We start from the raw sequence: 21652 nt of genomic DNA on the forward strand, positions 1-21652 counted from the left end.
ATTAAAAAATGTACAAGCATACTTTATGTTTTATAAAAAGAAATGAAGAAATACTTATGCTAAATAGAGAATATGATCCTGTAAAAGGATTATGGAACGGTGTAGGAGGGAAGATAGAAAAAGGAGAAACACCGTTAGAAAATGCAATTCGTGAAATAAAAGAAGAAACAAATATAGATGTTGAACAAAATCAAATTCAATTTAAAGGCATTATTAAATGGGAGGATTCCTCATATTCTGGTGGCATATATGTTTATGTAGTAGAACTACCGTGTCAATTTACATATGACACACCTAAAAAGGTATCTGAAGGGATTTTAGACTGGAAAAGTGTGTCTTGGATATTAAGTGACTATAATTACGGTGTAGGAGAGATGTTACCTAAACTTTTACCTGAAGTACTTCAAAATGAATTGATATTAGAGCACACTTTTGTTTTATCAAATCATAAATTAATAGATTATAAGAATGGTGTATTGGTAAAGCAAAACAGTTTACTAAATCATACATAATATAATTTGATCATAGACAAAGCAGCAATAGTAATCTGAAATACAAAGTAAAATAATAATAACCTAAATATAAAAACCATAGATCATTCGATATGGGGTGAGTACGATGAAGAAAATAATTGTTTTACTCATTGGTATAGTTTTAATTATTTTTACTTTTTATCAAAACAACAAAAAAGACCATGCAGCTAAAAGTACTAATTTGTATGTAGAAGACTTTAAAGGGAAAAATGATTCAATAAAAATACAATCCTAAAAAGCAGTTAGAAATAAAAATTCTAGACAGGAGATTCAATATGTGGAAAACAAATATTATCAAAACTACTAGAGGCAAGTTCGAGTATTTTGTGAAGGGAGAAGGTCCGCCTTTATGCGTTACACATATGTATAGCGAGTATAACGATAATGGAAATACTTTTGCAAACCCGTTCACTGATTTTTATAGCGTATATTTAGTTAATTTAAAGGGTTGTGGCAATTCAGATTTAGCAAATAACGATTCCGAATATAGTATGACGGAAACGGTTAAAGATTTAGAAGCGATTCGGGAAGCTTTATATATTAATAAGTGGGGGTTTGCTGGTCATTCGACAGGAGGGATGTTAGCTCTTGTATATGCGACTGAAGCACAAGAAAGTTTAACGAAAATAATTGTTGGTGGTGCGGCAGCGAGTATGGAATATGCATCTCATAAAGATAGTATGTACTGTAGTAAAAATGAAAATTTTAATAGAATCATATCAATTATGAATGCATTAAATGATGATAGTACATTACAAGAAGAAAGAAAAGCATTAAGTAGAGAGTGGGCACTAATGTCTTTTTATTCTGGAGAGAAGTTTGAAGAGGCATTAAAATTTCCGAATAGTGGAAAGACAGTTGGCAATCGGTTAAATTATTTTAGACAAGTTGAATATAAAAACTATGATGTTCGTCAGAAACTTGAATACGTAAAAATCCCAAGCTTTATATACTGTGGTAAGCATGATGCACAATGCCCCTACATATTTTCTCGTGAAATAGCAAATTTAATCCCGAACGCAGTATTAACTAAATTTGAAGAAAGTAATCATAATCCATTCGTTGAAGAAATAGACAAGTTTAATCAGTTTGTAAACAATACTTTATAATATATAAGTAAAAGCGAATCTTTCTTCTATACAAGGGAGATTCGCTTTTTACTATAATTAGACTTTTCGCCACCAAGCATACCTAGGATAATCTTCAGATTTTAACGTAATAGATTCACCAATTTGTGGCGTTGTAATTTTAACTCCTAAACGTTCGGCTTCTTTCGTAACACGTTCTACTGGATCACTCCATTCATGTAATGCTAACGTAAAAGCACCCCAATGAATAGGAACAAGCAATTCTCCTTTAACGTCAATATGAGCTTGTACTGTCTCTTCTGGTAACATATGAATTGCGGACCATCTCGCATCATATTGTCCACATTCCATTAAAGTAAGATCAAACGGACCGTATTTATTACCAATCTCCTTAAAGTGCGGAGCATACCCACTATCACCACTAAAGAAAACTTTCGCTTCTTGACCGAGGATAACCCATGAACACCATAATGAACAATCTCTATCTGTCATACTTCGTCCAGAAAAATGCCTTGCAGGTGTACAAACTAATTTAATATTATCAAACGTAATTTCATCCCACCAATTATGCTCACTTATTTTATTAGGTGAAACACCCCATTTAATAAGATAACGCGCAACTCCAGTCGGAACATAAAAATGCTTTACACGATCTTTTAACTGCATAATACTTTTGTAATTCAAATGATCATAGTGATTATGCGAAATGATAATCGCATCAATTTCTTGAAGGTCATCACGTTCTAAAGAAAAAGCACCACTATAACGTTTACTATTAAAAACAGGGAACGGAGAAGAGGCATCGCCAAACATAGGATCTAACAACAGCTTTTTACCTTCTACTTTTAAAAGAGAAGCAGAGTGGCCAAACCATGTAACACTCTCTAAAGACTCATTATCTTTATTCGATGATACAATAGGTAAATTCTTTATAGGACGCAGCTTTGTTTTTATTTTAAAGTAATCAGACATTAAACCTATAATATCTTTTGGTTTAAAACTTACATCAGTATGAATTTGATTTATATATTTCTTTTTCATTCGTTCTCCTTTTTACGTTTAACAATATACGTATGTTGTTATTGTAGCTAATTGTAGTTTAAACTATATCATTTTACCTTTCATCTTAAATGCAGTACATTTCATTAATTTGACATATTTATTATTTGTATTTATAAAATGTATTTCATTTAGCAGCAGCTAAAACTAATATGAAGTAAATGTAAATTGTTTTAATTTAGTAAATCCCTTCTTATACGCAACAAAGAACATATGTTTCGTTATATGTTATAGAAGCAAATATGTCTCTAAATAATAAAAGGAAGGAGAATTTGTAAATGCAAGCAGAAAGAAACAAGAAGTCAAAATGTAAACTATCAAAATCTGAAATAATGCAGCTTTATGCAGAAGGGAAGAGTACCTCAGAAATCGCGATGCTTGCTAATGTCTCTGCTAGGTATATTCGTATGGTTTTAACAGACAATAACGTTCCAAGACGCGCTATAGGGAGTTGGAAGAGAAAGTATGACATAACAGAAGATTAAACATGGCTTATATATTAGGGTTTATAGCAGCAGATGGTGTCATACAAAAAGAAAGTTACATTCTAGAAGATATAAAAAAAGAATTAAACACCAACCAGCCACTTTATCAAAATAAAAAAACAGGCGTATATATGCTAAACATTAATAGCAAAACAATAAAAGATGACCTTATGAACATACACGGAATCATGCCATGTAAATCATTTAACATTGAATTTCCTTTTGTACCAGAAGAATATTTACATCATTTTATTCGTGGGTATTTTGATGGGGATGGTTACGTCAATTATGAAACTTATACAGTCAGTTTTGTAGGTGGATCATATAATTTTATGAATTCTTTAAATCAAATACTACAAAATCACAATTTACCAGCCGATTTACTAGATCAAAATAAACATTATCGCGTCATTTTATCTGGAAGAAAGTCAATACAACTATTTTCAAATTGGATTTATAAAGACAAAGATATTTATTTGCATAGAAAATATGAAGTATTTTAGAAAGAAAGTCTAAGTTTAGACCAATTACAAGATTGAAAACTAAAACAAACTCAAACTGCCGTTAAACAAAGAAAACGAAATTTCCTTAAAGAATATATGAAAACTAAATGTAATGCTACAGCTTGTTCTAATTTAGAAATAAGCGAATAAACTTTTAAACGTTGGTTAAAAAATGATAATCAATTTAACAGAGAGTTTGAAAAGATTAATTTGATAAATCCAACTAGCGATAACTAAATATAACACTCTAGAAAACCTTAGTATAGGTATTAACATAGCCATACTAAGGTTTTTAATTTGAAATCATTAAAGGATTCTTATTTTTATTTATAGAACATAGTAAATACATAGATTTTACAATTAAATTACTAAAAAAGGAGGGATTTTAAAATGCTTGCTAATTATACTCCGGAGAAAATACTTAAAACAACTTATGAGACAAAAATGATTTCATCAGGTGACAATTATCCAACTTTAAAAATAAGCGGAACAAACCTTCAATATTTACTTGTAATGCTCCATCATGGAGTTGAGTCAAATACTATAAAAACGAAGCTAAATTGGACGAACGAAGAATTCGAAAAACAAATACATGCATTAGAACTAGAAGGTTTATTGAAAAAGATAGGAGAGAGTTACTATCCAACGTGTATGGTTATAACAGCTACTGAAGGAGAAAAACTTTATAACCTATGTGAGCCTCTAATTAAACCTACACTTAACATAATTGAAAAGTATTCTAATCAAATTGATGCTATGTCTAAAAGAATCGAGACATTTAATTATTTATCTAAAGAATCGTATAGTCTTTTACTTTATAGCGGTGTGTTATTAGATTCTGGACAAATAATTAACATTGAAGAAAACTATTTAAAAACAGAACGGCCTTTGAGAAACAATAAAAGGTATTATTATGCGATTCTAGAACAAGAACAAACAGACAGAGAGGCCTTTGGAATGTATGGTAATACGTATTTGGATTTAGGGGAATATCAAATTGGTCTTTATGGAAACACTCGATATACAACTTTGAATTTAATAACTGCGAATAAAGAAAAGTTTGAAGAATATTTTCACGATGCTATTATCGATATTAATTATACGAAAAAGCAATTAGTTAAAAATTTTGTAGCAGTAGATAGACAAGTAGACTTAAATTTAAATGTATTATACAAATAATTAGGCTTATATAAAAATTCACAACCTGTTATCCCGGTGTTTACAGCCGCAGACTTATCTATACTTAACGAAATCGCGAACACGGTCAGTGAAGATTTGATTTTATTATGTAAAGAAAATGAGAAGCCTTTAAAAGAATACTTTGCAAGCAGCATATACTCAAAAGAAATAACTTACGAAGAATTTTTTATTTGGTGGTATCACTTTTTCTATACAAAAGTAACTGAAGAATTAATTAAACACGGCGTAATTAAAATCAGTTCCCAAAAGGATCAGTCATATATAATGTATTAAACTATACGTATAGAATTTAAACTTCACATATGTAGCAGGAGGATATATGTATGACTGTTTTATGCTTAGTTAGACACGGGGAAACTGAACGGAATGCTATTGGAAAGCTCCAAGGCCACGAGAATATTGAGCTAAATAAAAATGGTAAACAACAAGCCGAAAGATGCGGTTTGTATTTTCGTGAAAAACAATGGGATGTAATTATTTCTAGCCCTTTATCAAGAGCTAAGCAAACAGCTGAAATCATAAATACGTACATGTTAACATCAGTAAACATAATTGAAATGGAGAATTTTATAGAACGTGATTATGGCATGGCTTCAGGATTAACGACAGAAGAGCGGACGAAAATGTTTCCAAAACGTAATTATAAAAATCAAGAACCAAGAGAACTACTAAAAGCAAGAATTATAACCGGTTTAAATATAATCCTGAAAAAATACCCAGATAGTAATGTTATTTTAGTTACCCATAGTGCCGTTATAAACACAATTCTTGCTCTTATATCAAATAATGAAATTGGATCAGGAAAAACAAAACTTTTTACGGCCTGTATAAGTAGCATTTATTATCATCAAGAACAATGGAAGATACGTGAGTATAACAAAATTGACCATTTATAAACAAGTAATAAAAATAAATATACAGAAAATACGATGTTGAAGGAGAGAAGAGCCATGCAAAAGAAATTTATCAATCCAGAAACAATGCCAGCAACTTTTGGATACTCACATGTAGTTGAAGTTAGTGACGCTAAACGAACAATTTACATATCTGGACAAGTAGCGATCAATACTGATGGTCAAATAGTTGGCATTGATGATTTAGCTAAACAAACGCGACAAGTATTCGAAAATATTAAAAGCGCATTAGAAACTTCGGAATTAAAATTTAATGATGTAGTAAAATTAACGTTTTTCTTAACAGATATTTCTCAAATGGCCATCGTTAGAGATATACGAGACCAATACATTGATACTAAAAATCCACCAGCAAGTTCAGCTGTAGAAGTTAGAAAGTTAATTAACGATAACTTATTAATTGAAATCGAAGCAATTGCTGTAGCAAACTAATTTTAAAAACTTATTCTTAATCATATCAACGCAATTCGTTCACTTTAAACGAATTGCGTTTTTTATTAACTAAAATATAAATTATACACGGAAACATTCTTATCAATAACACAGCATAAATAACTTAAAAAACAAATAACCACACAATCTACAACACATTATGAACCCAATTAAAAAGGGGAGCCTAACAACCACAACTAATATATAATAAGTTTATTACTTTTTTTCTAGTTAACATAATATATATTATAGGCAGTTATAGAAACAAAGCAATCTCAGGTATCAAAAACCAAGTAAACTATACTTAATGAGACGAAACGGGGATTTTTAATGAGATTCACATAAAATCATATCTAAATGCATTTCTACAGTTTTTACTGTTTATTTTACTATAAATTAATCACAACAAATCTTAATCGATTATTGTTTAAGATTTAACGAATTAAAATCATTTTTGATTGGCAAGAATTTTTTATGCGAAATATTTTTTGCTATATAAAATACAAATCAATAATTTTATTTTATGTGTTACTTTATAAATTTATTGCTATTTACACACGTTTTACAAATTTACATTATTTGTTGTTATTTCTGTTATTTACGCTTGACTTTTATTATACAAATTGTTCTACACTCTAGTTAACATAACGTTTATTTTTAACATAAAAAAATCTCCCTTACCTTCAGGAAGATTTTTTAGCTTGCTAGTATTTCCTTTATATATTTTTAGTAACAATCCCAATTGTAAATAACATTGGAAAAATCTAGATTTAACAAATCTTCCTTACGTATAAAGAAATTAGCAACACCAGAATCTCCCCACATAATATTTAATGCATCATCCGTGTCGATTTGTAGCAATAATATATCATGTTGCTGGTATTTTTCTTCCCATTCCCTTGGATCTGTCTGTGTGAAAAATGGATATCCGCCAATTTTATGCCCTTGATCTTCGCATAAATCATCATACAGTTCGCCTAATTCTGTATTACTTTCTTCATCAACAATTTCTTCCCAATCAATGTCATCACTAATAATCTCTTCAAATCGATAATCTCTTGACGTTACTGGTTGATAACCCAATTCAAACTGTAGTTTCGCTGCTTCAGGTATGATAAAATGCTCTAAAGCTAAAGTATTTAAATAATTAAAATCAGTAATAACCTTAGTTAAATCTTTCGTTATTGTAGAATGATAAATAATTCGAAAGTCGCTTTGGCTTGTTGGATGATCAAAATCTATTCCAAAAAGCTCATCGTCAGCACTTACGAAAAATTGTAACAGTCCGTTTTGAGGCATGGATTCAATATGCGGCATTTCTTCAAAATTCAACTGAGCAAGTAACATCATAGGTTGTCCATTTGAATCTTTAGGATGCTCTTGATTTATTGGTACGTACGGATACCCGCCAAACTTACTTTCAAAAAGAGTTGTCTCTGCTTGTGTTCCAGACACTTTAATATACGGTTTTACACTTTCTTCTAAAACACTACGATACTTCTCTAGTTCTTTCGGAATTTGAAGTTGATATGTATTCTTCATCACATTTGCCTCCCTTTAATAATGAATTGAAAATGCCTGACTTAATTATATAGCAAGAGATAGCCTGATTGGAAATTGTTAAAAATCCGTTTTCACCCTTGTTTTTTGCGCACTTGGTGGACAAATTAAATTATGTTCTAAAACCTTTTTATTAATAATTCGAATTAAATTCGCTGCTTCTCCGGTATTTGTTGTTTCTTTTAGAGTTTCTTTTAAAACATCGATTTCCTTTGAAAGTTCAATCCATTTAGGTAAAACATGATTATTTTTCAAAGTTCTATAAAGTTGTTTTTCTGGATTGTACGAAAGTTCTTTATCTAGGTTTAGAGGTTTCCCTTTACCAGGTAAATCATTAAAAGCCCCTTTCTTTTCTGCTTGCTTTATGATTGAACTAATATGGTCTTCATAAGTGAATGACCAAACTTTTTCATCTTTAACTAAAATTTCTTGTTTTTAAGGTTTTTATCTAGTTCATCTTGATTCATAGATTCATTCCCCTTTTCATTTTTTAGCGTTGTTTTTGTATGTTTCAATGCTATCAATCCATCAAATAACTTTTCTCGCCACCACACGCTGTCATGTCCGCCTCGAAACTCTTCGTAAGTGATTTGGCACCCTTTTTCTTTTGAAGCTTTGTAGAGGCGCCTATTAGCCGTTAAAAGAGGTTTGTTTTCGATTTCTCCTGCTGCTACGTAAAAATGAGGTTGACTCGTATTGGAATCTATAGTTGAAATTTTATTTTCAATCCAAGGAATTTTATTTTCATAACCATCTTTTTTCCAATGAACGGATCCAGACATTGACAACACGTTCCCGAAAATGTGTGGATTTTGAACTGCTGCATAACAAGCTGCTAAGCCACCAAGACTGAAACCGGCAATTGTTGTATGTTTCGCTTCTTGATGCACACGATACTTCGACTGAATCCACGGAAGTAATTCCTCCGTTAAAAATGCATTCATTTTATCGTTATAAGTTAGCTCTTCTAGCCGATTAACTGGTTCTATAGCAATACAAGTTGGGATTTCTTTTGTGTGAATTAAATAATTGAGTGTTCTTTCGATTGAAAGGCTATTAATGAATGAATTCCCATCAAATACAATGAGAAGTTCTTGAAGATGTGAAGTGTGAGAATAATCATGAGGCGTATAAATATGGATTTTACGTGTGTTATTTAAAATCGTACTATGAAAAGAATATGTTTCAATTTTTCCGGATGGATAATGGTTTGAATGAAAACGACTGCTATACTGCACTTCCATTCCTATGTTTAACACAGACGCTTTATTGGCACCTTCTCCAAATGTATTTTCATTAAATTGGTCTAGTTGGTACTGTTCACTACGCTTTATCCAATCATTTTCAAAAACATCGTTTACTGAAAAATAGTACGTTGAAATAAAACTCTTATCCGTCCTAAACGTTGCATACCAAATATCTGTCTGTAACAATCGTTTTAATTGATTTACAGACAGATCCCAATCAGGAAAACTGCCGAATACATAAACGTTTTCAGTGTTTAGGTCCCCTAACCAAATATACGTTATAAGCTTATACTGACTATCTACAGGACATTGTTCTATTAGTGGCGTATTATTCGACTTTATTTCATGCAAAAAAGTATAAAAAGCTTTCTCACTTCCATTCTTTAATTGATTATTAAGCTCCTCTAACTTAGGACTAATTATTGAAGTCATCCATCTTCCTCCTTTGTATTTCTTTCTTTTCACTAAATTGCTTTTATAAAATTAGGATTAGGATGTTTTATATTTAGATGAGTTATTTATGAGCTATTTATTAGAAAGTTTATCAATTGCCTGAATAGAAAGTCCCAACGCTTTGATCCTTCTTGTTAAAAGTGTTCTTTGCGGACTACCAGCCTTAGACTTATCATAGGCCCTCTCAATTGATGGAAGCAAACCAACAAGGACATTACGTGCTTCTGCTAGCTCTTCTTGATTATATTGATGACTTTCTTGATTCCAAATGTTTTCTAGCACCGCTAACCCTATGCAAACAGCTTTAAGTCTTTTTTTCACTAATGTAGTATTTGCACCTTTTTGAGTCATTTGTGATAGTGCATTTTCAAGTTTACGGATTGTTGACTGTAAGGATTTTATTGATTCCAATTTATCTATATTTGATACGTTCATGTTAATGTTGTCCCTTCTCACTTATTTTGTTTAATGTTTGATAAAATAAGTACTTGATTTCACTCGAAATATTTTAACATAATTAACTAAATATATTCGAGTTGGACAATGAATTAAAGGAAAACGGTCACTAAACATCTCTCCCTCCCTTGCATCATTCTATATGTACTTCTTTCTTCGTATTAGAATCCCTATATAAACAAGGTATTAAAATTGTATTTTTTATGAACATAAAAACGTACAAGTAATGTAACTTGTACGTTTTTATTTTTATTCAGTAAGATAATACAGTAATAGTTTCCGGACCTTTTCATAATTCATGAAATCTCTATACAAAATGGGATACTTCATAATTTCTGTTTCTATAAAACGATATTGTGGAAACCATTCATAAAATGATTTCCTTAGCCACTTTATTTGATCAAACACAATCTCCTTTTCGTTGCTATTAAGTACGTAACTTAAAGTACCTGCTGTATGCATCCAATAATAATTTAAATCAGCGTTTATACAGTCCTCATCTGTAAATTTACTTTTTAAGTCTCGTTGCAATTTTCCTGTAGCACGATACGGAAACGGTTTATGCAGCGAGCTATGCATTTTCTGCAATTCATTAAAAATAACCTTTTTTCCTAATATCAACTTCTCCTCCTTTATTTCTCTATCCAACTTAATAATTTTTCATAATGATATTGAGCATCTGTATAGCCAAGATTATATAGATTAACTAGCTTTTCTTTATTTCTTTCTATTCCGCTTATAGGAAGTTGTACGCTAGGTTGAATGACATAAAAGTTGTCTTTTTGTTCTATTTGATTCATATACGATATCGTCTCATTATAAAAACGATAATGTTCTACTAAAGATTCTGCGATATTCGGATATTTTCTATATAACATTTTAGCCAGGCCTGAAAATTTGTTTCGCTGCTTCTCATACCCTCCTGGCTTTGTCATAATAACGACGTTCTTTTGATAACCATCAGTTTGAGCTTTTAAAACTGGTATAGGATCTATAATCCCTCCATCTAACAATTTTCGATTATCATATTCTACAGCAGGTGCTATAAACGGCACAGAGCTTGATGCACGAATAATTTTTAAAATATCATTTCCGTGTTCTGTCTTATTATAATAAACTGCTTTTCCTGAATCGCAATCAGTCGTTCCGATTACAAACTGTTCATTTGAATTTAAGAAAGTTTGAAAATCAAACGGTACAATTTTGTTTGGTACTTCATCAAATAAAAAATCCATTCCAAATAATTCACGTTTTCTAATTAAGTTTCGATAAGATATATACCTGTGATCTGCTACTAGCTCTGTATTTACTTTCTTATTTCTTCCTTTTTGACGTGACAAATATGTTGCTCCCATACACGCTCCAGCGGATACACCGACTACATACGGAAAAAATAAGTCCCTTTCCATAAAATACTCGAGTACTCCTGCAGTATATAATCCTTTCATCCCGCCGCCTTCTAATACTAAACCGATATTCTTCATGCTTAATCCCTCTACTTCTGTTTTCTTAATTACATGTTAGCACAAGATTTTAGGATGAGGTTATATAAATTAGTTGCAATAATAACAAAAAACTATTAAAGCAATGTCATAAACTCTTAGTCATTCGCATGGTACAATATAAGAAACTCATTCCACATATTATAAAGGAGGAATTTCTTATGGGTTTATTTAGTGGTATTTTAGGAAACGCATCAAATGCGAGTACAGAAAGTGTAGAACGTGATTTAGAGAATATTATGCTAGACGATGAGAAAGTTGAGCATGCTTATAAATTAATTCGTGATTTAATCGTATTTACAAATCGCCGTCTTATTTTAGTAGATAAACAAGGGATATCAGGTAAAAAAACAGAGTATCATTCTATTCCTTATAAAAGCATTACACAATTCAGCATTGAAACAGCCGGGCATTTTGATTTAGATGCTGAGCTTAAAATTTGGGTATCTAGTTTGAGTACGCCGATTACAAAAGAATTTAAAGGTGACGATAGTGTTTTAAGCATTCAAAAAGCGTTAGTAACATATACGACAAAATAACGCATTTTTGTATATTTATTCACTTTCAAAATTACTAACCCGAACATTTTGGAAGGATATACATTATTTTTGTATATTTAATCTTAAATAACATAAAAAGGTAAAGCGTTTTTTAAATGCTTTACCTTTCTTTTTTGTAATAAATAAGTGTAGTTTTATCATTTAATTTCTTTATTACTTTTGTTCTTTTATAACCCATCTTTTCGTATAGAAAACAATTTCGTTCTTCCTCTAAAATTGTAGCAAGCTCAAAACTCCGTGCTTCTGGAAACATCTCTTCAATTAAAATAAGTACCTTCTGAGCGAGTCCTTTCCCTTGATAGTTTGGATGAATAAACATTGGACTGATCCAAAATTTATAAGGTATTTCCTTTCGGGATATACATATCGCCCCCACAAGGTTTGAATCTATTATCATCTTATAAAAGTTACTGCCGGGATTATTTATCCTTAAAATAGTTTTTTCAATAGATTCATTTGCTGGATTTGTTTCATAGTCTTTATATTTATTTAATAAAGGGCTAAATGAGTCTATTTGCATTTGAAATAAAACTTCTGCATCATTTTCTGTCGCCTTCTCTAAAGTAATCTCCATGTTACCAATTTAGTCGATTTCTTAATGAAGTGATATGAGCTGTATGATGACGTCCGTGCCATGCATATAGTCCAATTGCAGCAGCAAGTTTTGTTTCACCAGTTTCAGGATGATTAAATGTCTTTTCTAAATCTTCAAGTTCTAGAGAATATAAAAGGTTAACCCATCTTTTATGTAGTGAATCTAACATTACTAGTGAAACATCTACTGGTAATTTAGAATCAGGTAGTTCTGCCCACTTCTCTTCTTTATATGGTTTAATAGTTGGATTTTTTTCTGTTAGTGCTAATTTAAAGCGTATGTAGCTATTCATATGGCTATCAACAACGTGATGAACTACTTGACGAACTGTCCATCCACCAACTCGATACGGTGTGTCTAACTGCTTCTGATCTAAATCTTTTATCGCTTTTGCTAAATCATTAGGTAAATCTTCAATTTCTTGAATCCATGTATCAATCATTTCTTCAGTTATAGGACGTTTGTATGTAAATTGCCCAATTGGATAACGTAAATCATTCATGAATAAGTCCCCCCTCATTATAAGCGCGAAGTATTTCTCCAAATATAATGTACAAAATTCACATGTTCTCCATTTAATTCTACAGACGTTGTATCTGCTTCGTTTTGATAAGAAGAAAATCCGCCTTTTTCTAGTACAATTTGTGATGCGAGATTATTAGTAGTTGTTTTAGCATGAACCTCATTAATTTCATTATTTTTCGCCACGTCTAAAACTAGTTTTACAGCTGCTGTTGCAACTCCTTTTTTTGTAAACTTTTCTCCGACTCGATAACCTAACGAGCTGCTTCGGGTTTCCGTATCTATATCCACTAAATTTATTCGTCCTACAATTTCTTTTTCTTCATTACGAATTAAATAAAAATAAGAATCTCCATCAGCCTGTTCTATTAATAAGTCGTCTAGTAGTTTTTGAAAATAATCAAAATCGAAATATTGCGAGCCGCGATTTGGTACCATTGTTTCAAAAAAAGATTTATTCGTAAGTTCAAACGTAAATAAATCCTTAGCATCGTGTTTCTTTAATCGTTCTATGTATATTTTCATCTCGCTTACTCCTTCTATATCTACTAACTGTTATATATTCTTTTTTAACCGATTATTTTCCTGCTAATTCTTTCGCTTCAGTAATACAGCAAGTAGCACTTTCGGATGAAATAGGTGAAATGGATTACGAATTAAATTCATCACTCTTACTAATCGAATATAAACGTCAGAGTCACTTGCAGATAGTTGATATATTTGTTTCGTATACCATAGCTGAATTTTTTGCTTTATCGTTAATTCTCTTTTTAACTGCGGATGACGTGATATTTCCGTTGTAGTCATTTCCCAAGGGGTTTGTATTATGTTAGCAGTTTCTTTATAAAACTGCTGTGTAAATGCTTTATCAAGCCTTTGTCTCCGTTGTAAAAGCAACTGCAATTGGTGAGCTTCCATAGCCGCAACTGAAACTCCCTGACCGAAAACAGGATCAAAACGACATTGTGCATCTCCGACTACTAACAAGCCTTCTGGTAAATGATTAACTAAATCAAATCGCCGACGTACTTGATAAGGAATTTTGTACGTTTTGATATCTGAAATTGCCTCAGCTTTATTTAGAAAATCTGTCACGTTAGGGATTGATAGATTTTCAGCGAAATCATAAAACTCATCATCTGTTTGTGGTGCTTTCTCATTTGCGTATCCGCTGAAAGTAACAAAATAACGATTATCCTCAATCGTTTGAATAAGTACACCATACGGATTGTCCGGGAAACTTGGAGACATTAGCATATTACAGCAGTCTAATTTCTCATTTTCTTTGAGTTTAAACATTTTAGTTGCGTAGAATAAATCGATACGCACTTTCTCTTCTTGCACTTCGATATTGTATTCACGTAACCACGCTATACTTTTTGAACCGAATCCACTCGCATCAACAACAATATCCGCTTGAATTTCTTCTTGCGTGCCAGTCTCTAAACATTTAGCTTTTACTCCACATACTTTGTTAAGCTTTCCATCTACTAATAACCCTTCAACCAATGTTCCAAACTGAGTTGTAATATTTGAAATTTGATGTATTCGTTTTTGAATATGCCATTCAAGTAAAAGCCTACTTTGTTGAATCATATGCACTTCTCCTATGAATGGTTGTTTCCATAAGCCAAATTGATGCCATTTTAAATCACGAGTAAAGTTATTTACGATACTACCCGCTTCAATTAGTTCATTAGTGATAATAGGAAACAATTCCTCAATTGCTTTTTCTCCACCTTTTAATAACACATGAGGATGATTACTTTGTGGAACTCTTTTACGAGTGTCTATTCCGTTCCATTCTTCTCCGGCCTCTAAAATGATTATTTCTTCAAAAGTAGTTGATAATGCTTTTGCTGCGAGCTTTCCTGCTATACTTCCACCAATCACAATAGCCTTATTAAACATATTTTCCCCCTTAATGAGAAAAGACCCTGCTTTGTATGAATGAAACAGGATCTAAACGAAGAATTACTAAATTAAAACACATGAGTAAATTGCAACGTTAAAATTAAAATACCTAATCCCCATACGTAATACGCGAATACTTTTAAGGAGTGACGTTTTAAATATTGAATCATCCATGAAACGGCTATGTAACCAAAAAATGCTGCTGATAACGTGCCGACAATTAAAGGTGTACTAGAGATTGATTCTGCTTTCCCTTGATAAACATCTGCTAATTGCAAAATGATAGCTCCGACAATTGCTGGAGTTGATAATAAAAAAGAAAAGTAAGCAGCAGTTTCACGGTCTAACTTTCTCCATAATGCAGCGACGATTGTCATACCAGAACGAGAAATTGCTGGAAAAATAGCTGCAGCTTGAAATGAACCGATGATAAATGCATCTTTATATGTAATGTCATCCATTTTTTTACGACCATTCTTTTGTTTATCGGCCATATATAGAAAGAAACCTGTCACTAAAAACTCCCATCCAATCGTAATACCTGTTTTTGAAATATCTTCAAAGAAGTCTTTAAATAACAATCCGATTACAACTGCAGGTATCGTCCCAACAATAAGCAGTAACATGAGCTTTGAAAACGGATTTTTTATTAAATATAAAAATTCCTTTTTGTAATAAATAAACACTGCAAGCAAAGTTCCAATATGCAGCATCGTATCTAAAAACAATCCTGCTTCATCTAATTGAAACAAATGCCTTCCTAAATAAAGATGACCTGTACTACTTATCGGTAAAAATTCTGTTAAACCTTGTATGATCCCTAATATAAAAGCTTCTAACCAATTCATGATGGTCCCCTTTCTCGTTTGCTTGTACCAATATATGAAGGTTCAATTTTCGATATGAAAAAAACTATATTTCTCTATGAATTTACTTTTATTTTATGGATATATATGTAAAAAGGAGTGAGGAGGGTTACTATGTGGCAACATACGAAATTCGGCAATGTATTACTTTGGGTAGGACCTATCCTTGTGTTTATAGGGTTATGTATGACAAATGTTATTTCAGATATTCCTTTTTTTGAAGGGAAACATAAAACGCTTGGAATTATAATTTTATTTATAGGGCTTTTCTGTTTAATTGCTGCTAATCATTTTAAAAAAGGAGAAAGAAATGAAGAATGAAACACAAAAAAAACAATCCCAGTATATGTGCTAGGATTGTTTTTTGTTACTTATTTATAGAACACTTTATCAACGTTATATTTTGCTTTATATTCATTAATAATGTAAGTTTCGTAAATTTCTCTTTCTGTTGGATCTTCTACGATACATGCATCGATGCGGTATACTTCATCACGATGATTTTTGATTGGTGAAACATTGTCTTCAAAATGCTTTTTAATACGTTGTCTAATTTTACGAGCTTTACCTACGAAAAGAAGTTCGTCATTAATATTGAAAAACATAAAAATGCCGCCTTTATCTCTAGGGAACAAGTGGAAATCGATAAAACCGTTAATTGGAGTAATTAATGGCTCGTCTCCTTTAATAACTTGTTTACGTTCAGTAATTGAAACATCAGCTTCAGGAATATTAATTTTAATCAAGTTCATTCACGTCCTCTTTTATTATAAAGATAAATAATAGCATAAGTATGTAAGAAAAGCTATGTAAAGAGAGATATTTCATTTTATAATTCAAATATTATAGGTATATCATGTAAACTTTTTTTCCAAATCATATGATCGTTTGATTCGCCCCAATAATCCTTCAGCACATAACTAGGTTTTCCAAACTTTTTTGTCCATATACTTTGTGCTTTTTTGTATCCACTATCTAAACAGCATTCGGTTATTCCTCTGCTAAGTAATGTAAGATACATTGTATTTAGTAGTAAACTCCCTATACCTTTTCTTTGATACTCCGGAAGTATAAAAACAGTTCCTATTTCATACAAATCCTTAAGTACACCGTCTGTACAACTATTTATCAATGTACTTGCTGGACCGACTTCAATTGTTCCAATGATTTTATCGTTACTTGTATCTATTGCTAATAAAAAGTAACGATTTTCTCCATTACTATCAAAATCATTTTTCAAATATTGCTTTTTCGAGTTAATTTCATTTTCTATGTCATCTAATAGATGTGATAACCCTTCGTCTTTAAATGTATTAGTAATAACAAGACGAAAAAACAAATGTAGTTCATCTAAATCATTCGAATTTGGCCTTCTAAGTTCAATGTTATACATGACTTAAATCTCCAATCTTTGAAAATATATGAGAAAGTGTATTTGTTCAAAAAGATTTTATGCAATTGTTAAGACCATACTTTATATACTCTATTCATCATTATTCTACACAACTCTGCATAGATCCAGCAGTATAAAAAACTCAGTATAAATATTAATGTAATAACTTTTATATCCATAATTGTATGAACAGTAGGACCAAGTACTGGAAAGTGGAATATATCGAGAACGATCATAATTCCTATAAGTAGACATAATGCTGAAAAGGAAACTATCCAAATCCTCTTCTTGAATTGTAAAAAGGATACTCCTAACGCTATACCTAATAATCCTGTAGTAAAGGGAAAGACAATTAGTTCACTTGGCTCAATAATGAATAATAGGAAAATAGTAAGAATATAGGAGAGTACTCCCTCACGAATAGAATAACAAATAGCTAGAAAAATCGGTAGCGTCGCGAAAGGACTAATAAATAACCCGATTCCAGGGATTAAGTTCCCCGCAGATTGAAAAATAGCAGCAAGTGAACCGAGTAATGCTGTAATGACTAACCTATTTGCAGGAGTCATCCTTCTTTTATGAACTAAGTTCACATCATGTGATATCATCAATTGATACCAATAGCTTCTAAAGCGATTCATCAAATTACCCCCTAAAGAGACCTAATTCACCACTTTCTATTTTTATTCATATACGTATTGGTTATGTTTTATTTTCTGCTTGTTAGGAATCACTATACGATAGATGTTTATCCATAGAAGGTTTTTAAGAGGCGCTAAGTCGTGCGTTTGAAAAAGTATGAATTCCATATATTTTTAGACTAAGAGTTTATACCGTATCATGGAACAATTTCAAAAATAGTACCTTTATTAAAATCCGTTACTTTCATAGATCCATAAACCCCTAAATATAATCTAGTTTGATCTCCGTTTGTTCCCAAGCTCATATAATAAGCTGCTTGAGCACCAAAATCATAATTGGTTTCAATAACATGAAAATCATTACGTTTCCCGTCTTGAGCTGCTCTAGTAAAAGCTAACACTCCCTTTACTGAGGATTGAGATTCTTCTTTCTTAGCAAGATCCGTAAACACGACACTACCAGCTAAATTTTGAATTGCAGTTCCCATATATGGCTGGACTCCTGTAAGTGAAGTTCCTCCAAACTTATCGGCCCTGGAATCTTTATGAAAATAACTAATTAGAGGCTGTATGCGCCTCACTGATGTTTCTATTGTTTCATTATAATAAGCCATTGTTCTCTCATCCAAAGTAGGGTTCTCAGAACAGTGCCTTATAAAAGAAGTAGGTAATTCTCCTTCCCATCCTCGCCAACCAAAATTAATAAATCCATCTTGATTGGGAGTGGATCTCATTAAATGCGTTTGAACAAGTTCGGTAACTGGCATTGGTTTATAATGAGCAAACGAAAAAATGGACTCTACTATATCCTGCCCGACATTTCCAGCATATTTGATATATTGATTATAAAACCTTTGGAATGAAATACCTGTTATATTACGAACTCCTTTCGCAATTACCGTAAGTGTTTCTTGTATAGATAAAGGAAATTCATTAAAGCGCGTAACTACTGGAGGGTTATTAATAAATGTATTTTTACTTACATCGATTTCAACTATTTTACCCGCTATTTCTAAATCATCCTGGCTTAGATTAAATGGATCATAACCCGATCCACCATCTCCATTTGTAAAAATAAGTTTTCCAGTCTCGGGTGAAAAGTTTAAACTATTAACACCGTTATGATTAAAAAATGGCCGTTTTATGTTAAATAACGTTCTTCGTTTTTGAGGTTGACCGTTTGATTGTAAAATCCATTCTTCAATTGTATCAATATGATCATATTGAGTATCTCTATTTATCCACTTTAAGTTTAAAGTTTTCGGGTCACAAGGATTCGGTTTAAATTGTTCTGCAAGTGCACCTGGTCCTTGAGTCCCAGCCATTGAATAATGAAGATAAAATAAACCATTATGATTAAATTGTGGATGAAACGCTAGTCCTAGCAATCCGCGTTCATCATAACCGCTACTAGAAACACCTTCTTCAAACGTGCCTAATTTGATAATTCGCGGACGAATATTTAAAAATGTTTTTATTACACCGTCTCCTATATAAAAAATCTCTCCTAATTGGGTTGCAATAAAGAGTCTTTCAGCCGATTCACCTGGAAGTATGGCTGTTTTTATTACAGTTGGTAAATTTATGTTATGAACGATGGGTCGTAAACTAACCTTAACTTTTGTCAACTTACTTTACACCCCTTTAATTGCTTTTTATTAAAAGAGTATGATTAGAACTGTTCGATTAGTATTCAATTAGGGACTAGGGAATTGGATATTATTTCTGACTGCGCTGCTTTTCCTGCTTCTCCATATAACTACGCATCCGTCGCATATATTCAGGTGCGTCCATTGGATTCCCTGCGATCATTTCAATTATACAGAGTCTTTTGACGCTTTCCTTTTCAGCATGGATTATAGCCTGATCAAGCTCTCCATAGGTCTGGACCGTAACGGTAAACGCGTTACCTCCAAAAGCTTCGGCCAGCTTGGTGTAAGACCATCGAGGGATTTGGTTGTACTTTTGATCCTCTGTTTTGACATTTAAATATCTTTCGATTGTATAACCATCGTTGTTCAAAACAAAGATTATGGGCTTGCAGCCGTAATAGAGCATAGAACTGATTTCCTGTGCCGTTAGCTGCAGGGCACCGTCACCTGTAAACACCAATACTCGGCGTTCCGGCGCGGCCATAATAGCACCAAACGTCGAAGGGATTGCGTAACCGATGGACTGCCATCCACCTTGTCCAATATATGTTACATTGCCCGGCAGTCTTACCTCTCCCATTCCATAATAAAACGTTCCGGTCTCGGCGATTACAATATCCCCATCTTTCAGCATGCGCTGAAAACGCGGATAATAGCCGTCCGCCATTAGAGGTCCGTCGGCAATAGTTGTGAATTGCTCATAAGGGAATGACAATTTTTTTGTCAAACCTTTGCCCGTATAACCCACCTTCTGAACGGCAAGTAGCATGTCGGCTGCAAGAACATTCGGATATTCCGCCTCAGCGATTTTAACTATATCTGGTTGAATATCGACAGTTATCAGCGGGTTCAGCTTTGCGGTAAAGCTTGCGGTGTTTGTGTCCGCCCATACCATGCCAATCGCAATGATACAATCTGCATTCTCCACCGCACTTTGGACTTCAGTTCTCCCGAAAGAGCCTAGGTACATTCCGATATAATTTGGATGGGTCTCATCGAATCCTCCCTTCCCGTACATCATCGTTACAACAGGCACATTCATTGCATCGGCTAGTTGCCGAGTTGCTGTCTGAAGGCCGAATCGCATCGTTTTCACATCCACCAAGATAACGGGTCGGTTGGCGCGTTCCAAAAGCGGACGGACATGATTCACTGCAGCCTGAAGGGTATTCGGGTTGGATGTTGGACGTGGTGGTACCGGTTCTGCCCAAACTTTAATCGGCTTGGTCACTAAATCATTAGCCACAACCAGGTATACCGGCTTTTTCTTTTCCTTAGCAATGCGAATCGCAGTCTGAATTTCAATCTTGGCATTTTCCGGCGTAAGCACCGCGGTATATGCCGTAATCTGCTCATACACCTTGCGAAAAACGTCAAAATTCCCATCCATTAAGGTGTGATGCATAAGCTTATGCTCTTTTTGATCCTTCTCAGGAGGCGCACCCACAATGTGTATAATTGGTACATGCTCGCTGTTGGCTCCCGCTATCGCATTGCATGCACTGAGCTCCCCGACCCCAAATGTCGTAATAAGAGCCGATATTCCTTTGATTCTTGCATAGCCATCTGCAGCGTAGCCCGAGTTTAGTTCGTTTCGTCCTTCTATAAAACGGATGCCGTTATAACACTCCAAAGTATCAAGAAGTGTAAAATTATAGTCCCCTGCGACACCAAAAATTTCGGTAATGCCCTCGAGTTTCAGGCAATCGAACAAATACTGGCCAACCGTTTTTTGAGCAGGTCCCCTTTGTAAACCAAAGTTGCCCGTATTAATCATGTTGTCCATCGCTTGCTCACTCCTTATCTATTTCTTGGGCTTGTTCTGTTTTATAGTACCCTTTTTGATAATGCCCATTAATTAAACCGATTATCCGTTGGGCAACAATTAATAGGGAAGAAATGCTCCTTATCTTTGGAGATAGTCATAAAACAAGAGAAGGAGGAGAAACACTGCAACATTACAAGAATGTATTAACTAATCTTCTAATGTTCTTTTTAAATTGTTTCCCTTTAAAATATTCCATTTATCATGCTCCTCACTCTGTTTTGCAAATGTCTAGCTTACTTTTAAAAACTT

Annotated in this window: 22 protein-coding genes and 4 pseudogenes; 9 read left to right on the forward strand and 17 right to left on the reverse strand. The window is 32.9% G+C overall.

From position 1 onward, the window contains the following. Nucleotides 1–8 precede the first annotated feature (8 nt). From SJY24_RS17055 to SJY24_RS17065, 3 genes are all read left to right on the forward strand, one after another. Nucleotides 9–512 (forward strand): NUDIX hydrolase, encoded by a 504-nt coding sequence (locus tag SJY24_RS17055; protein WP_377865560.1) that lies wholly within the window; start codon nucleotides 9–11, stop codon nucleotides 510–512. Nucleotides 513–618: 106 nt separating this feature from the next. Next, complete coding sequence (locus SJY24_RS17060; RefSeq protein ID WP_377867323.1) at nucleotides 619–768, forward strand: hypothetical protein; 150 nt, start codon at nucleotides 619–621, stop codon at nucleotides 766–768. 40 nt (nucleotides 769–808) lie between these two features. Next, a complete protein-coding gene (locus SJY24_RS17065) occupies nucleotides 809–1642 on the forward strand; it encodes an alpha/beta fold hydrolase (protein ID WP_377865561.1) in 834 nt (277 codons plus the stop codon). Between the two features lie 57 nt (nucleotides 1643–1699). Here SJY24_RS17065 and SJY24_RS17070 read toward each other — a convergent pair whose 3' ends face one another. Next, entirely contained in the window at nucleotides 1700–2662 is a 963-nt protein-coding gene (locus SJY24_RS17070; protein WP_377865562.1) for an MBL fold metallo-hydrolase, read from the reverse strand. 296 nt (nucleotides 2663–2958) lie between these two features. Here SJY24_RS17070 and SJY24_RS17075 point away from each other — a divergent pair. The 4 genes and pseudogenes from SJY24_RS17075 to SJY24_RS17090 all read left to right on the forward strand — a co-directional run bounded on the left by SJY24_RS17075 (nucleotide 2959) and on the right by SJY24_RS17090 (nucleotide 6214). Then, nucleotides 2959–3905 (forward strand): annotated as a pseudogene (locus tag SJY24_RS17075) (LAGLIDADG family homing endonuclease). Nucleotides 3906–4058: 153 nt separating this feature from the next. Next, a pseudogene (locus SJY24_RS17080) lies at nucleotides 4059–5141 on the forward strand (hypothetical protein). A 50-nt stretch (nucleotides 5142–5191) separates the two neighbouring features. Then, the gene (locus SJY24_RS17085) at nucleotides 5192–5764 is read left to right on the forward strand and encodes a histidine phosphatase family protein (protein ID WP_377865563.1); all 573 of its coding nucleotides are present in this window, start codon (nucleotides 5192–5194) and stop codon (nucleotides 5762–5764) included. 54 nt (nucleotides 5765–5818) lie between these two features. Beyond that, nucleotides 5819–6214 (forward strand): RidA family protein, encoded by a 396-nt coding sequence (locus tag SJY24_RS17090; RefSeq protein ID WP_377865564.1) that lies wholly within the window; start codon nucleotides 5819–5821, stop codon nucleotides 6212–6214. Between the two features lie 726 nt (nucleotides 6215–6940). Here SJY24_RS17090 and SJY24_RS17095 read toward each other — a convergent pair. The 6 genes and pseudogenes from SJY24_RS17095 to SJY24_RS17120 all read right to left on the reverse strand — a co-directional run bounded on the left by SJY24_RS17095 (nucleotide 6941) and on the right by SJY24_RS17120 (nucleotide 11414). Next, nucleotides 6941–7756 (reverse strand): YwqG family protein, encoded by an 816-nt coding sequence (locus SJY24_RS17095; protein ID WP_377865565.1) that lies wholly within the window; start codon nucleotides 7754–7756, stop codon nucleotides 6941–6943. 78 nt (nucleotides 7757–7834) lie between these two features. Further along, the gene (locus tag SJY24_RS17100; RefSeq protein WP_377867265.1) at nucleotides 7835–8200 is read right to left on the reverse strand and encodes a DnaJ family domain-containing protein; all 366 of its coding nucleotides are present in this window, start codon (nucleotides 8198–8200) and stop codon (nucleotides 7835–7837) included. Nucleotides 8201–8265: 65 nt separating this feature from the next. Then, nucleotides 8266–9453, reverse strand: a pseudogene (locus tag SJY24_RS17105) (alpha/beta hydrolase); the annotation flags it as partial. Nucleotides 9454–9546: 93 nt separating this feature from the next. Continuing rightward, nucleotides 9547–9909, reverse strand: a complete 363-nt coding sequence (locus SJY24_RS17110) for a hypothetical protein (RefSeq protein ID WP_377865566.1) — start codon at nucleotides 9907–9909, stop codon at nucleotides 9547–9549. Between the two features lie 270 nt (nucleotides 9910–10179). Further along, a complete protein-coding gene (locus SJY24_RS17115) occupies nucleotides 10180–10551 on the reverse strand; it encodes a YxiJ-like family protein (RefSeq protein ID WP_377865567.1) in 372 nt (123 codons plus the stop codon). 11 nt (nucleotides 10552–10562) lie between these two features. After that, on the reverse strand, nucleotides 10563–11414 hold the full coding sequence (locus SJY24_RS17120; RefSeq protein WP_377865568.1) for a patatin-like phospholipase family protein: 852 nt from the start codon (nucleotides 11412–11414) through the stop codon (nucleotides 10563–10565). A gap of 179 nt (nucleotides 11415–11593) precedes the next feature. Here SJY24_RS17120 and SJY24_RS17125 point away from each other — a divergent pair, with 179 nt between their 5' ends. Then, on the forward strand, nucleotides 11594–11971 hold the full coding sequence (locus SJY24_RS17125) for a PH domain-containing protein (protein ID WP_377865569.1): 378 nt from the start codon (nucleotides 11594–11596) through the stop codon (nucleotides 11969–11971). A 121-nt stretch (nucleotides 11972–12092) separates the two neighbouring features. Here the strand turns inward: SJY24_RS17125 and SJY24_RS17130 are convergent. The 5 genes and pseudogenes from SJY24_RS17130 to SJY24_RS17150 all read right to left on the reverse strand — a co-directional run. After that, a pseudogene (locus SJY24_RS17130) lies at nucleotides 12093–12566 on the reverse strand (GNAT family N-acetyltransferase); the annotation flags it as partial. A gap of 1 nt (nucleotide 12567) precedes the next feature. Beyond that, on the reverse strand, nucleotides 12568–13089 hold the full coding sequence (locus SJY24_RS17135; protein ID WP_377865571.1) for a YfiT family bacillithiol transferase: 522 nt from the start codon (nucleotides 13087–13089) through the stop codon (nucleotides 12568–12570). A gap of 17 nt (nucleotides 13090–13106) precedes the next feature. Then, nucleotides 13107–13634, reverse strand: coding sequence for a GNAT family N-acetyltransferase (locus SJY24_RS17140; RefSeq protein ID WP_377865572.1), 528 nt, complete (start codon nucleotides 13632–13634; stop codon nucleotides 13107–13109). Between the two features lie 63 nt (nucleotides 13635–13697). Further along, the gene (locus tag SJY24_RS17145) at nucleotides 13698–15020 is read right to left on the reverse strand and encodes a glutamate synthase (protein WP_377865573.1); all 1323 of its coding nucleotides are present in this window, start codon (nucleotides 15018–15020) and stop codon (nucleotides 13698–13700) included. Between the two features lie 71 nt (nucleotides 15021–15091). After that, entirely contained in the window at nucleotides 15092–15871 is a 780-nt protein-coding gene (locus SJY24_RS17150) for an undecaprenyl-diphosphate phosphatase (protein WP_377865574.1), read from the reverse strand. A gap of 132 nt (nucleotides 15872–16003) precedes the next feature. Between SJY24_RS17150 and SJY24_RS17155 the strand changes: the two genes are divergently transcribed. Further along, nucleotides 16004–16210, forward strand: coding sequence for a hypothetical protein (locus SJY24_RS17155; protein WP_377865575.1), 207 nt, complete (start codon nucleotides 16004–16006; stop codon nucleotides 16208–16210). Between the two features lie 50 nt (nucleotides 16211–16260). On the opposite strand, the gene SJY24_RS17160 is transcribed toward SJY24_RS17155, so the two are convergent. The 5 genes from SJY24_RS17160 to SJY24_RS17180 all read right to left on the reverse strand — a co-directional run bounded on the left by SJY24_RS17160 (nucleotide 16261) and on the right by SJY24_RS17180 (nucleotide 21361). Beyond that, nucleotides 16261–16641, reverse strand: coding sequence for a nucleotide excision repair endonuclease (locus SJY24_RS17160; RefSeq protein ID WP_001048945.1), 381 nt, complete (start codon nucleotides 16639–16641; stop codon nucleotides 16261–16263). A gap of 77 nt (nucleotides 16642–16718) precedes the next feature. Next, complete coding sequence (locus SJY24_RS17165; RefSeq protein ID WP_377865576.1) at nucleotides 16719–17282, reverse strand: GNAT family N-acetyltransferase; 564 nt, start codon at nucleotides 17280–17282, stop codon at nucleotides 16719–16721. A gap of 68 nt (nucleotides 17283–17350) precedes the next feature. Further along, entirely contained in the window at nucleotides 17351–17923 is a 573-nt protein-coding gene (locus SJY24_RS17170; protein WP_377865577.1) for a YybS family protein, read from the reverse strand. Between the two features lie 197 nt (nucleotides 17924–18120). Continuing rightward, entirely contained in the window at nucleotides 18121–19551 is a 1431-nt protein-coding gene (locus SJY24_RS17175; protein WP_377865578.1) for a PQQ-dependent sugar dehydrogenase, read from the reverse strand. Between the two features lie 91 nt (nucleotides 19552–19642). Further along, nucleotides 19643–21361 (reverse strand): alpha-keto acid decarboxylase family protein, encoded by a 1719-nt coding sequence (locus SJY24_RS17180; RefSeq protein WP_377865579.1) that lies wholly within the window; start codon nucleotides 21359–21361, stop codon nucleotides 19643–19645. Nucleotides 21362–21652: the final 291 nt, after the last annotated feature.

The organism is Bacillus sp. R86525 (assembly GCF_042466195.1).
In the GTDB taxonomy this organism is placed as follows: domain Bacteria; phylum Bacillota; class Bacilli; order Bacillales; family Bacillaceae_G; genus Bacillus_A; species Bacillus_A nitratireducens.